The following is a 13,143-nucleotide window of genomic DNA, read 5'->3' as shown; positions in this document are numbered from 1 at the left end:
GGACGGCGCCATGAAATATCTCCATCTGATCTGGGCCGCGTTGTTCCGGCGCAAGACCCGCACCTTCCTCACCCTGGTCTCGATCGTCGCCGCGTTCCTGCTGTTCGGCATGCTCGATGCAGTGCGCACCTCGTTCGACCAGGCCGGGCAGAGCGCGAACGGCGCCGAACGCCTGCAGACCGGCTCGCGGCTGTCCTTCATCCAGACCCTGCCGTCGTCGCTCGGTGCGCGGATCGCCCAGGTACCGGGCGTGCAGGCGGTCACCTCGGCGAACTGGTTCGGCGGCGCCTACCAGGACCCGCACAACCAGGTGTTCAGCTTCGCGGTGGAGCCGAACTATCTCGACCTCTATCCGGAGATCGCGGTGGATCCGGCCCAGCGCAAGGCCTTCGACGACACCCGCACCGGCGTGCTGGTGGGCGAGACGCTGGCGCAGCGCTTCCACTGGAAGGTGGGCGACAGGATTCCGCTGCAGTCCACCATCTTTCCGGACAAGAACGGCAACAAGACCTGGACCTTCGACATCGTCGGCATCATGCAATCGAAGGACAAGAAGTCGAACGGCTTTGCCGACCAGATGCTGCTGCTGCACTGGAAATACTTCGACGAGACCACGCCGTACAACCGCGGCACCGTAGGCTGGTACGTCACCCGCGTGGCCGACGTGAACCAGGCTGACCGCGTAGCCAAGGCCATCGACGCGCTCTCGGCCAACTCCGACCACGAGACGCGCACGCAGACCGAGGCGGCGGCTACCGCGAACTGGATGAAGCAACTGGCCGACATCGGCCTGATCGTGGGTTCGATCATGGGCGCGGTGTTCTTCACCCTGCTGCTGCTGTCGGGCAACACCATGATGCAGGCGGTACGCGAACGCACCGGCGAACTGGCGGTGCTCAAGACCATCGGCTTCACCAGCCGCAGCGTGCTGGCGCTGGTGCTGGCCGAGTCGGTGCTGTTGCTGCTGATCGGCGGCGTGCTCGGGCTGGGGTTGGCTGCGATGCTGATTCCGGTGGTCAGCGCCGGCAGCGGCGGCATGCTCAATCTGCCCACGGTAGGCGCCGGAAGCTGGGCCCTGGGCCTGGTGCTGATGGTGCTGATCGGCCTGCTGGTGGGTGCGCTGCCGGCGTTGCGCGCGATGCGCCTGAATATCGTCGACGCGCTGGCCGGGCGCTGAGGAGAAAACCATGAAGCGATTCCTGACCAACCTGCTGCTGTTGCTCGTGCTGGCCGTGGCGCTGGCGATCTGGGTGAAACTGCCGTGGCCGGGCGTGCTGGCGCTGGCGGTGCTGTTCGCGCTGTGGATGCTGGCCAGCCGCCGCGGCCGGCAGGCCGCCTCGGTCGCCGCCGTGGGCCTGAGCACGCTGCGCCAGCGGCTCGGTTCCGCGGCGGTGATCGTGATCGGCATCGCCGGCGTGGTTGCCGTGCTGGTGGCGCTGCTGGCGATGGGTGAGGGCTACAGCCAGACCCTGCGCAAGACCGGCAGCGCCGACACCGCCATCGTGATGCGCGGCGCTTCGGCGTCCGAGGTGATGTCGGTGCTCGACCACGACAGCGTGACCCAGGTCGTGCAGACGCCGGGCATCGTGCGCGATGCCAAGGGCCAGCCGCTGGCATCGCCGGAGCTGGTGGTCGCCGCCAACCTGCCGATAATCGGCGGCGGTGCGGACGACGAGGGCAGCGTGCAATTGCGCGGCGTGGGCGAGCAGGCCTGGGCGGTGCGGCCGCAGGTGAAGATCGTCTCCGGGCGCAGGTTCAACCCGGGCATGCGCGAACTGGACGTGGGCGTGGGCGCGGCCAGGCAGTTCGCCGGACTGGCGCCGGGCCGCGAGGTGCGCCTGGGCAGCCAGCTGTGGACGGTGGTCGGCGTGTTCGCCTCCGGCGACGCGCTGGACTCGGAAGTGTGGGGCGACGCCAACGTGGTCGCCGACACCTACCGCCGCGGCAGCAGCCGCGCCTCGGTGGTGGCGAAGCTCGCCGACCCGCAGGCGTTCGGCGCGTTCAAGGCTGCGCTGGAAGCGAACCCGCAACTCAAGATCGATGCGGACACCACGCGCGATTACTATGCCAAGCAGTCCGAGGGCATGAGCAAGGTGATCCGCGTCATGGGCATCACGGTGGGCCTGATCATGGCGATCGGCGCGATGTTCGGCGCACTCAACACCATGTTCGCCGCGGTGGCGGCACGTGCCCGCGAGATCGCCACGTTGCGCGCGATCGGCTTCCGCGGCCTGCCGGTGGTGGTGGCGGTGATGCTGGAGACCATGCTGCTGGCGCTGCTCGGCGGCGTCATCGGCGGAGCGCTGGCATGGCTGGTGTTCAATGGCTACGGCGCCTCGACGTTGGCCGCCGGCACGGTGGGCAAGCTCAGCTTCGAGCTGGCGGTCACCCCCGCGCTGCTGGGGACCGGGCTCAAGTGGGCGCTGGCGATCGGTTTCGTCGGCGGCCTGTTCCCGGCCGTGCGCGCGGCGCGGCTGCCGGTGACCACGGCGCTGCGCGAGTCGTAGGAGCGCATTCGGTGCACGATGCTCTTCTCGTGCGCGTCGGCGATGGGGCGGGCGAGGCCCGCCCGCCGTTCGCGCACAGGGTGCGCTTCTACGGCATCACCGGCGGCACGTAGCTCAGCGTCAGCCCCAGCAGCCACAGCATGCCCAGCACCAGCGGCACGTGCACCACCAGCTGGATGAAGGTGTAGCCGACCACGTCGCGCGCCTTCAGCCCCAGCACGCCGAGCAGCGGCAGCATCCAGAACGGGTTGATCAGGTTCGGCAGCGCCTCGGCCGCGTTGTAGACCTGCACCGCCCAGCCCAGGTGCACGTGCAGGTCGTTCGCCGCCTGCATCACGTACGGCGCCTCGACCAGCCACTTGCCGCCGCCGGAGGGCACGAAGAAGCCCAGGATCGCCGAGTACGCGCCCATCACCGCCGGAAAGCTCTCGGTGCCGGCGACGTGCACGAACAGGTTCGACAGCCGGTGCGCCAGGGTGGCGCCGTCGGCGCCTGGCACGTGGGTGAGCAGCGCGGCGATGCCGCCGTACAGCGGAAACTGGATCAGCACGCCGGACGTGCTCGGCACCGCGCGGCTCACTGCGTCGAGGAAGCTGCGTGGGCGCCAGTGCAGCAGGATGCCGAGGGTCAGGAACAGGAAGTTGTAGGTATTGAGGTTGGCGATCGCGGTGACCGCGCTCTTGCTGGCGAACTCGTGGCCGAGCCAGCCCAGGCCCAGCAAGCCGATCGCCATCGACAGCGCCGGGCTGTATTCCAGCCACTCGCCCGGGCGCGTGCGCGGCGGCAGCGCCGGCGTCGAGGTTTCGCCCACGTCGAAATCCCTTGAAGTGCGCGCGTTCGCGTCCGACGGCGCGGTAAACCAGCACACCAGCAGCGACACCACGATCAGCACCGCGGTCAGCACGATCGACTGCCACAGGAAAATCGTCTGGCTGAAGGGCAGCACGCCGGTGATCGCCAGCAGTCCCGGCGGCATGCTGGCCGGGTTCGCCTGCAGCTGCGCCGCCGACGAGGACAGGCCCATCGCCCAGATCGCGCCCAGACCGAGGTAGGCCGCGGCGCCGGCCGCGCGGTAGTCCATGTGCAGATCGCCGCGCCGCGCCAGTGCGCGCACCAAGAGGCCGCCGAACACCAGCGAGAAACCCCACGAGAGCAGCGAGGCCAGCATGCTGACCAGCGCGATGTACACGATCGCCCCGCGTCCCGTGCGTGGCGCGCGCGCCAGCACGTCGATGAAGCGCGCCACCACCGGCGCGGTGGCCAGCACATAGCCGCCGATCACCACGAACGCCATCTGCATGGTGAACGGGATCAGGCTCCAGAAGCCGTCGCCGAAGGCGGTGACCGTCGCCGTCGGCGTGGCGCCGAAACTGAAGGCGGCCAGCGCCACCACGACCACACCCAGTGCGGCAAACACCCAGGCATCGGGAAACCAGCGCTCCGCCCATGCCGCGCTGCGCAACGCCGCGCGCGCCATCCAGCCGTCCTGCGATGCGTTCATGCTGCTCTCCGCCGGTGAATTGCGCCATCGTCGCGCTGCGGCGGCCGCAGGGGCAAGCCGACCATGGTCGAGAACACCAGGCAGGAGCCCGCTCGCGGGCGATGCTTTGAAGGCCGGGATTCGCGAAAGCAAGAGCATCGCCCGCGAGAGGGCTCCTATGGCTTTGCCGTGTTTCCCTTGCTCTTTGCCAGCGTGATCACCGCCACGCCGGCCAGGATGATCGCCATGCCGGCCAGGTCGAACGGCCCCACGTGCTCGCCGGCCAGCAACACGCCGAACAGCACTGCCACCGGCGGGTTCACATAGGCGTAGCTGGTGGCCAGCGCCGGGCGCGCGTGCCTGAGCACGTACAGGTAGGCGCTGAACGCGATGATCGAACCGAACACCGCCAGGTAGAGGATCGCCAGCGTCGAACGCAGGCTGGGGTGCAGCGGCAGCCGTTCGCCGCTGAGCAGGGCGAAACCAAGCAGGGCGATGCTGCCGCAGATCATCTGCGCGGCGGTGTTCATCGGACCGGGCGGCATCACCTGGCGCCGGCTCCACACCGAGCCGAACGCCCATGCCGCCGCGGCCACCAGCAGGGCGACCGCACCGGTCGACGAGCCAGCCAGGCTGCTGCCCAGGTTCAGCACGATCACGCCGGCGAAGCCGATGGCCAGGCCGATCGATTCGCGCCGGTGCGGCCACTCGCCATACATGCCGGAAAACAACGCCGCAAACAACGGCATGCTGGCCACCGCCACCGCGGCGATGCCCGAGCTCACCCGCTGCTCCGCGAAGCACACCAAGCCGTTGCCCAAGCCGAGCAGCAGTAGGCCGGTGATCGCCGCGTTGCGCCACTGCAGTCGTGTCGGCGGGGCCATCCCGCGCCAGCGCAGGAAGCCGTACAGCGCCACGCCGGCTGCGAGGAAGCGAACGCCGGCGAGCAGGAACGGTGGCCAGCTTTCCAGCGCGAAACGGATGCCCAGGTAGGTCGAGCCCCAGATCACGTACAGCGCGAGCAGCGCCAGCGGGATCAGGAAGCGGGGATCGCTCGGGCTGCGCGGCGTTGCGGCCGCGACGGGGGCAGGGGTATCGGACATGAGGGGAATCGCGTGGGGGCGGCGCATTATCCGCCGGATGGCTCAGTGCGCGACGGGCCGGCCCTGACGGATCACCACGAACTCGCCTTCCAGCACGGTCGGCTGGGCGCCGGATGCCGTCGGCCTCGCCGGCGCGCGAGCCGCCTTCCACTGGCGCACGGCCAGCAGCACGAGGCCGCCGACCAGCAGCACGCCGGCCACCACCAGCCCGAACACCAGCAGCACGCCCAGCACCGCCACGCCCAGCAGCAACGACAGGGCGCGCGCCAACGGGTGGCGGGGACGACGAAGGGAAGGCAGGGCAAAGTACATGCGTTAAAAATCCGTGTGGTAAAATCAACGACTTGCGCGAGCAACCATGGGGCCATCCGGCCTGCGAGGCAAGTGCCGATGGATACATTCAGTCCCGTTCAATTGCCGGATCGGCAGGCGCTGTGCCGGCTGGACGAGATCCCCGACGGCGGCGCCACCGCGGTCGATGTGCGCCTGCCCGACGGCGAGGGCAGCCTGATCCTGTTGCGGCAGGGCACGCAGGTACGTGGCTATCTCAACGTCTGCCCGCACGCCGGTCGCCGCCTCGACTACGCCCCCGGCAAGTTCCTGCTGAAGAACGACACCCTGACCTGCGCCGTGCACGGCGCCACCTTCAGCCAGGGCGACGGCCTGTGCATCGGCGGACCGTGCCGCGGCGAACACCTGCGCGCAGTGGCGCTAAGCGTGGAGGCGGGCGAGGTGAGGTTGCTGCAGGACAAGGCCTGATCGGCGCGAGCGGAGAGCGTCTAGAGCCGACCGTCGACCGTGGTGGCCGGCAACAGGCTCTTGATGTCGAACAGTGCGCAGTGCTCGCGGCCGAAGCGGCGGATGCCCTCGCTGCCCAGGTCGAGGAAGGCCTGGTGCGCCACGGCCAGCACGATGGCGTCGTAACTGCCGGCAGCGGGGGCATCGATCGGGCGGATGCCGAGCTTTTCCTCCGCCTCGGCGGGATCGGCCCAGGGGTCGTACACGTCCACCCGGGCATGCGCGGTTTCGAGTTCGCGCACGATTTCCACCACGCGGGTATTGCGCAGATCCGGGCAGTTCTCCTTGAAGGTCAGGCCCAGCACCAGGATGCGCGAGTCGACCACGTGGATGCGCTTGTTCGCCATTAGCCGCATCACCCGGTGCGCCACGTGCAGGCCCATGCGGCTGTTGATGCGGCGCGCGGTGAGGATCAGTTCGGCGTTGTAGCCGAGGATGGTGGCCTTGTGGGTGAGGTAGTACGGGTCCACCCCGATGCAGTGGCCGCCGACCAGGCCGGGCTTGAACGGCAGGAAGTTCCATTTGGTGCCGGCGGCGTCGAGCACGTCCTGGGTATCGATGCCCATGGTGTTGAAGATCATCGCCAGCTCGTTGACCAGCGCGATGTTGACGTCGCGCTGGGTGTTCTCGATCACCTTGGCCGCCTCGGCCACCTTGATGCTGGACGCCTGGTGCGTGCCGGCGGTGATGATGCGCCGGTACAGCGCGTCGACGAAGTCGGCGGTCTCCGCGGTGGAGCCGGAGGTGATCTTCATGATCGTGGGCAGCCGGTGCAGCTTGTCGCCGGGGTTGATCCGCTCCGGGCTGTAGCCGCAGGTGAAATCGTGGTTGAAGCGCAGCCCGGAAGCCCGCTCCAGCACCGGCACGCAGATCTCCTCGGTGGTACCGGGGTAGACGGTGGATTCGTAGATCACCACGTCGCCACGCTTGAGCACGCTGCCGATGCTGGCGCTGGCGCTTTCCAGCGGGCGCATGTCCGGCCGGTTTGCCTCGTCGACCGGAGTCGGCACGGTGACGATGAAGACGTTGCACGGCGCGATGTCCTGCACGTCGGTGGTGAAGCGGAGCCGGTCCGCGGCGGCGAGCTCTTCGGCCGAGGTTTCGAGCGTGTGATCGCGGCCCCGGCACAGCTCGTCGACCCGGCCGACGCTGGTGTCGAAGCCGACGGTGTCGAGCAGTCGGCCGAACGCCACGGCAAGCGGCAGCCCGACGTAGCCGAGCCCGATGATGGCAATTCTGGGTTCGTTCAAGTGTGTATCCCTATGGCTGGCGGCGCGGCGAGCGATGCGCGATCCGGCGGAGAAAATACCAGCGATGCGGGTTGCTGTCGCCGCGCCTGGCGTGCGTTCAATGGAACAGCAGGTTGATCGCCACCAGGGTGGCGATCAGGACCAGCAAGGTCAGCGGCAGGCCCACGCGCAGGAAATCCTTGCCCTTGTAGCCGCCGGGGCCGGTGACCATCATCAGCGCGGGGTGGCCGGAGCTGAGCAGGAAGGTGTTGGAGGAGGACACCGCCACGATCAGTGCGTACGCCGAAGGGTTGCCGCCGGTGGCCACCGCCACGCTGATCGCGATCGGGACCATCATCACGGTGGCGCCCACGTTGGACATCACCTGCGAGAACAGCAGCGTGAGCACGGCCAGGCACAGCTGCAGAAGCCACGGCGACGCGCTGCCCAGGTGGTCCAGCACCACCTGGGCGATCCACGCGGCGGTACCGGTGGCGTCCATCGACCAGCCCAGCGGGATCAGGCAGGCGGTGACGAAGATCGTCTTCCAGTTGATCGCCTTGTAGGCCTCGTCCATGTTCAGCACGCCGGACAGCAGCATGCCGATCGCGCCGGTCATCATCGCCACCGACAGGTCGAGGTTGGTGAACAGCGCCAGGCACTTGGCCAGCACGAAGAAACCCACCGCCTGCCAGATCTTGCCGGGGCGCTGCTGCTCCTTCGGGATGTCGGTGACGACGACCAGGTCGCGGTCCTCCGCGGCGAGCGACAGGTCGCGCCAGTTGCTGTGCAGCACCACGGTGTCGCCGGCGCGCAGGCTGACCGCGCGCACATCGTCGCGGAATACCTGGTCGCCGCGGTTCACCGCCAGCACCGAGATGCCGAAGCGCTTGCGCAGGCGCAGCTCGCCCACGGTGTGCCTGATGAAGCGCGACACCGGCGGGATCACCACCTCGGAAATGCCGGCGCGGGTCGGGTTGAACAGCTCGCCGAGCTGGCGCATGCGGGTGGACAGCCGGCACAGCTGGTTGTTGGCGAACTGGTTCAGCTGCTCGCGCGGGCCGAGCACGCCGAGCACCGAGCCGACCCAGATCACGTGGTCGGCCGGCGGCGCCATGCGTGCGTCGTTGCCGCTCCTGATCGCCAGGATCAGCGGCGCGCCGTGCAATTGCTCGACCTCGCCGATGCTCATGCCGACCAGCGGGCTTTCCGCGGTGACGGTGAGCTCGGCGGTCTCGCCGACGATGCCGTAGGTCTCGGCGAAGTAGCTCTCGGTGCGCCCCGGCGTCACCTTCAGCCGCTCGTCCTCGTGCCCGGGCAGCAGCTTGCGGCCGAAGAAGTAGAAGTAGCCGACGCCCAGCAGCGCCAGGGTCAGGCCGATCGGGGTGACGCTGAACAGGCCGAACTTCGGGATCGTGTGCGCGCCCGGCGGCAGGTTCACGTTGGCGCTGGCGATCAGGTCGTTCAGCACGATCAGCGGCGAGTTCGCGATCAGCGTGGTGTTGGTGGCGGTGAGGATGCAGAACGCCATCGGCAGCAGCAGCCGCGACAGCGGCACGCCGGTGCGCGCGGCCAGCCGGCTCGACACCGGGATCATCAGCGCCGCCAGCGCCTGGCTGGGGATCACCGCGCTGAACAGGCTGGCGACCAGGTTGATCACCACGCCCAGGCGCGATTCCATGCCGCGCGCCATGCGCATCACGAAGTTCGCGGTGAGGTTGAGCACGCCGGCGCGGTCCAGCCCCTCGCCCATGATCATGATCGCGATGATCGCGATCACCGCGTTGCCGGCGAAGCCGTTGAACACGCGATCGGACGGGATCAGCCCGGTCAGCCCGATCACCACCACCACCAGCAGCGCCACCATGTCGGCGCGGATCCACTCCAGCACCAGCATCAGCATGGTGAAGCCCACCAGCCCGAGCACCAGGATCATTTCGGGGGTGAGCGAGAGTGCCATCAGCCGACGTCCCTGCGGCGCAGCGGCTTGCGTTGGATGCGGAGGGGCAGTGGAAGCTTCACGCTGCTGTCGATTCGTCCCTGGGCGGATGAGCGCGAGTATAAGCGGCGCGGCGCGGTTGCTGGTGAATCAAGAGCCAAGAGCGACCCCACCCCGGCCCTCCCCTGCGACGGAAGGAAGTCCCTTTGGGACAAGCAGGGGAGGGAGCACGGCGCTCGGCCCTCACCTTGAACGTAGTGGATGGAGTACGACGCTTTGCTCCTCCCCCTGCTCGCAGGGGGAGGTTGGGAGGGGGTAAAGCTCTTCCCTCAACCCCAGCGAAGGACTCGCCATGCACCTCAAGTGGATCCGCGCCCGCCAGCTCCGCAACGGAAGCACCGATGCCGAGCGTCGCCTGTGGTACTTCCTGCGCCGGCAGCAGCTGGGCGGGCACAAGTTCCGCCGCCAGTATCCGCTGGCTGGCTACATCGCGGACTTCGTCTGCGTGCCGGCGAGGCTGGTGGTCGAGCTGGATGGCGGGCAGCATCTCGATGCGCTGGCGTACGACCAGCGCCGCACCGCGGCCTTGCAGCGCGAAGGTTATCGCGTGCTGCGCTTCTGGAATGACGACGTGCTGCTGCGCACCGATGATGTGGTGGCGGAGATTTTTCGGGTGCTGGAGGAAAGATCAAAAGCTTGACCCCACCCCAGCCCTCCCCTACTGCGTAGGGGAGGGAGAACAGCTGGCATTGCTCCCTCCCCTGCTTGCAGGGAGAACAGCTGGCATTGCTCCCTCCTCTGCTTGCAGGGAGAAAAACTGACATCGCTCCCTCCCCTGCGCAGTAGGGGAGGGCCGGGGTGGGGTCGCTCTTCGCTCAAACCTTCCGGTACAACAAATCCCACACCCCATGCCCCAGCTTCAGTCCGCGCCGCTCGAAGTGGGTTTCGATGCGCCATTCCGGCTTTTCGGCGTACTGGCTGGGGCCGGTGGCGTTGCGCCAGCCCGGGGCGGCTTCCATCACCTCGAGCATGTGCTCGGCGTAGGGCAGCCAGTCGGTGGCCAGGTGCAGCAGGCCGTTCGGAACCATGCGCGAGGCGAGCAGGGCGACGAACTCGGGCTGGATCAGGCGGCGCTTGTTGTGGCGCTTCTTGTGCCACGGGTCGGGAAACCAGATGCGCGCCTCGGTCAGCGTGCCCGGAGCGATCTCGTGCTGCAGCACTTCCACCGCATCGTGCTTGTACAGCCGCACGTTGGTCGCGTCGCGCGCGGCCAGCGCGTTCATCAGCCGGCCCACGCCGGGGCCGTGCACTTCCACGCCGATGAAGTCGCGTGCCTGATCGTGCTCGCTGGCCCAGGCCAGCGCCTCGCCGTTGCCGAAGCCGATTTCCAGCACCCGCGGCGCGGCGCGACCGAAGCTTGCCGCGAAGTCGTGCGGGGCGCCGCGGTAGTCGATGCCGAAGCGCGACCACAGCGTGTCGAAGGCGCGCTGCTGCGCCGGCGTCATGCGTCCTTCGCGCAGTACGAAGCTGCGGATGCGGCGCATGTATTCGGGGGTGGTGTCGTCGGTCGTCGGCATCCGTGCATTGTAGAGCCTTGCCCCACTCCAGCCCGCCCCTGCAGCAGGGGCGGGCAACCGCTTCATGCGCGGCTTCTTCCGCACACGCAAGGGAGCGGCGGCCAGGCTCAGTGCTCTCCCTGGTTTTCACCCACCTGCCGCTTGCGGTTGGGCGCATCGCTGCGCTGCGGCTGCCGCGCCTCGGCGCGCGGCTCCGGCATCGCGCGCGGCTCCGGCATCGCGCGTGGCTCCTGCATGGCGCGCGGCTGCGGCATCACTTGTTGCGGCGGCTGGTAGCGCGGCATCGGTTCGCCGCGGTCCGGGGCGGGCAGCGGGCGCGGTGATTCGCGCATGGATTCGCGCGGCGCGGGTTCGGGCCGCTGGAAACGCGACGCGGCCGGTTCGCGCACCGTCGGCTCCATCGGCTGCGGTCGTTGCTGCTGCATGGCACGTTCGGACGGGTAGCGCTGGAAGCGGCCATCGTCCGCTGGCGTCGGCAGGCGGGATTCGGCGCGGCGGATCGGCGTCGGCTCCGACGGCAGCGGGCGGTTGTCCGGGATCGCACGCGGCCGCCCTTCGGCGGCGGGCGCGATGTAGCTGACGCCCGGGCGCGGCATCGCCTCGGGGCGGGTCGTGTCGTCGCGGCCACGCGGATGCGCGAAACGGGCCGAGCGCAATTCGGCAGCGTCGCGCGGCGGCTGCGGTCGGTCCCCGGGGCCGGCTGCGGTGATGCGCGGAGCCACCGGAAGCTGACCGGGCATGGTCGCCGGCCGGCGCGGGCCGGCGCCGTTGCGATCGGTCACCTCCAGCCGCTGGCTGCGCTCGGGCCGGTCCGCGCCGTCGAGCACGCGCACGTTGCTGCGCGGCGCGGCGTAGCGATTGTCGCCGCGGCCGGTGAAGGCTGCATCGCGGGCCGGCGCGGGTGGTGCGCGGCGCGCCACTACCTCGCGGTCGAAGCCGCCGGCGGGCAGGTCGCGCGCGTGCGCGCTGCGCGGCGGCCGGTTGGGGTTGTCCTGCGGACGCAGGCGGTCGATGCCGCGCACCGGCACCGGTGCGCTGGCGAGCTTGCGCGGATCGACATCGAGCCGGTCGCGTTGCACGCGGCGCCCTTCGGCGAAGCTCCTGCCGGGCACGGCGGTGAAGCCGCGCGGCGCCATGCGGTTGGCATAGCTGACGTCGCGGAGCGGTCGGCCCGTGCGGTAGTAGTTGTACTGGTGGTTGATGTTGTTGATCACCGTGGTGCGGTTGATCGTGTTGTGCACGTAGATGTTGGTGACGTTGACGCGCGTGTAGTAGCTGCGGTCGCAGCGGTACCACGGGTTGTAGACCTCGCCCGGGCCGAGCGGGAACCAGCCCACTGGCGCGCTGCCGATGCCGATCGACCAGCCGCCGCCACCGACGAAGGCCACCAGCGCCGGCGCGTAGACCGGGCGTACCTCGAGCGGGCCAGGGATCCAGCCCCAGCCGCCGCCGACCCAGGCCCAGCGGCCGTAGTGGTAGGGCGCGAAGCCCCACGGCGCGTCGTCCACCCAGGTCCAGCCCCAGGGCGCGATGTACGCCCAGTGGCCGCTGCGGTACGGCGCCCAGTCGACGCCGATGTCGGAGGGATACCACACCGCGCCGTACTCGCGGGTTTCCCGCCAGCTGCCATAGCGGTCGAGGTCCTGGTAGCCCACCACGTCCTCGGACACGTAGCGGCGGCTGGATGAGCGCGTGTAGCGGCGGTCGCGCTGGCTGGCCCAGTCGTCGAACGCGTCGCCGCCATCGACGTCGGTGATCGTCACCATCGCCAGGCTGGCGTCGGTGAAGCGGTAGCTGCGGCCGGGGTTGATCGGGCGCTGCGCATTGTTCTCGCCGAACACGGTGGCGCTGCCGTCGAGCGCGGTGACCCGGGTGCTGCCGTCGCGGTCGTCGACGTCGACGCGGAAGGTGCCGGGCTGGTCGGCCACCAGCGCCACCGTCGGGGTGTCGATCTCGTAGCTCTGGCCGTCGTCGAGGCGGCGTACGGTGAGGCTGAGCGTGCCCTGGGTCAACTCGATCTGGGCCAGGTTGTCGTCGAGGTCGAGCAGGCCGAGGTCGGTCCGCCCGTCGATGCGCAACGTGCCGCCGCCGAACTCCAGTTCGGCGCGCGCGCCGCGGGCGGTCGACAGCTTGTCGCCGCGGGTCAGCGGCCGGTTGATGTTGGCGTCGCTCCAGTCTTTCGCGCCGGCAGGCAGGAAACCGAGGTCGCCGGCGATGTACGACAGCCGCGCCACCCGGCTCGGCGGGGCGGCGCGGTCATCGGCGCCGGATTGAGCGTGGGCCAGTCCCGCCGCCATGCACAGCAGCACGAGCGCCAGTGCTCGCCAGCGGCGGCGCCACGAAACAGGGGACTCGGCAAACCTGGGCATGCGGCTCTCCTTCGGGCGTGCGTATGAGACTGGAGCGGGGCGGGTGTTCGTCATGGTGCGGTCAACGTGCATTGTCGGGCCGGCGATGACCATCGCCAGAGTATGCGCAGAGGGCTGTTCAGCACGCGTTGGGCGCCGCGC

11 protein-coding genes are annotated in these 13,143 nt (G+C 69.3%); 4 read left to right on the top strand and 7 right to left on the bottom strand.

Annotated features, from left to right (window positions below):
• The first annotated feature begins 10 nt into the window (after positions 1-10).
• Positions 11-1,177 carry an ABC transporter permease gene (locus tag RHOOR87_RS0106470; RefSeq protein WP_015448741.1) on the top strand — a complete coding sequence of 389 codons (1,167 nt, stop codon included), beginning with the start codon at positions 11-13 and terminating at the stop codon, positions 1,175-1,177.
• Positions 1,178-1,187: 10 nt separating this feature from the next.
• Complete coding sequence (locus RHOOR87_RS0106465) at positions 1,188-2,507, top strand: ABC transporter permease (RefSeq protein WP_027484562.1); 1,320 nt, start codon at positions 1,188-1,190, stop codon at positions 2,505-2,507.
• Between the two features lie 88 nt (positions 2,508-2,595).
• On the opposite strand, the gene RHOOR87_RS0106455 is transcribed toward RHOOR87_RS0106465, so the two are convergent.
• From RHOOR87_RS0106455 to RHOOR87_RS0106445, 3 genes are all read right to left on the bottom strand, one after another.
• Complete coding sequence (locus RHOOR87_RS0106455) at positions 2,596-3,984, bottom strand: TIGR00366 family protein (protein ID WP_027484561.1); 1,389 nt, start codon at positions 3,982-3,984, stop codon at positions 2,596-2,598.
• 179 nt (positions 3,985-4,163) lie between these two features.
• A complete protein-coding gene (gene yedA, locus RHOOR87_RS0106450) occupies positions 4,164-5,090 on the bottom strand; it encodes a drug/metabolite exporter YedA (protein WP_027484560.1) in 927 nt (308 codons plus the stop codon).
• Positions 5,091-5,132: 42 nt separating this feature from the next.
• Complete coding sequence (locus tag RHOOR87_RS0106445; protein WP_027484559.1) at positions 5,133-5,402, bottom strand: hypothetical protein; 270 nt, start codon at positions 5,400-5,402, stop codon at positions 5,133-5,135.
• 78 nt (positions 5,403-5,480) lie between these two features.
• On the opposite strand from RHOOR87_RS0106445, the gene RHOOR87_RS0106440 reads away from it, so the two are divergent.
• Complete coding sequence (locus RHOOR87_RS0106440; RefSeq protein ID WP_050980815.1) at positions 5,481-5,849, top strand: Rieske 2Fe-2S domain-containing protein; 369 nt, start codon at positions 5,481-5,483, stop codon at positions 5,847-5,849.
• A gap of 20 nt (positions 5,850-5,869) precedes the next feature.
• On the opposite strand, the gene RHOOR87_RS0106435 is transcribed toward RHOOR87_RS0106440, so the two are convergent.
• Both RHOOR87_RS0106435 and RHOOR87_RS0106430 read right to left on the bottom strand, forming a co-directional pair.
• Entirely contained in the window at positions 5,870-7,138 is a 1,269-nt protein-coding gene (locus RHOOR87_RS0106435; RefSeq protein ID WP_015448736.1) for a nucleotide sugar dehydrogenase, read from the bottom strand.
• A 97-nt stretch (positions 7,139-7,235) separates the two neighbouring features.
• Positions 7,236-9,077 (bottom strand): SLC13 family permease, encoded by a 1,842-nt coding sequence (locus RHOOR87_RS0106430; protein ID WP_007509440.1) that lies wholly within the window; start codon positions 9,075-9,077, stop codon positions 7,236-7,238.
• 331 nt (positions 9,078-9,408) lie between these two features.
• Here RHOOR87_RS0106430 and RHOOR87_RS0106425 point away from each other — a divergent pair, with 331 nt between their 5' ends.
• Positions 9,409-9,756 (top strand): DUF559 domain-containing protein, encoded by a 348-nt coding sequence (locus RHOOR87_RS0106425; RefSeq protein ID WP_015448735.1) that lies wholly within the window; start codon positions 9,409-9,411, stop codon positions 9,754-9,756.
• A gap of 175 nt (positions 9,757-9,931) precedes the next feature.
• On the opposite strand, the gene trmB is transcribed toward RHOOR87_RS0106425, so the two are convergent.
• Both trmB and RHOOR87_RS0106415 read right to left on the bottom strand, forming a co-directional pair.
• Positions 9,932-10,633: a tRNA (guanosine(46)-N7)-methyltransferase TrmB gene (gene trmB, locus RHOOR87_RS0106420; RefSeq protein ID WP_015448734.1), complete on the bottom strand. Its 702-nt coding sequence runs from the start codon at positions 10,631-10,633 to the stop codon at positions 9,932-9,934.
• Positions 10,634-10,740: 107 nt separating this feature from the next.
• A complete protein-coding gene (locus RHOOR87_RS0106415) occupies positions 10,741-13,002 on the bottom strand; it encodes a DUF6600 domain-containing protein (protein WP_027484558.1) in 2,262 nt (753 codons plus the stop codon).
• Positions 13,003-13,143 lie beyond the last annotated feature (141 nt).

It is taken from the genome of Rhodanobacter sp. OR87 (assembly GCF_000473345.1).
GTDB lineage: Bacteria > Pseudomonadota > Gammaproteobacteria > Xanthomonadales > Rhodanobacteraceae > Rhodanobacter > Rhodanobacter denitrificans.
The sequence above is the reverse complement of the archived record's forward strand: the minus strand, read 5'-3'. Positions and strand labels throughout refer to the sequence as shown.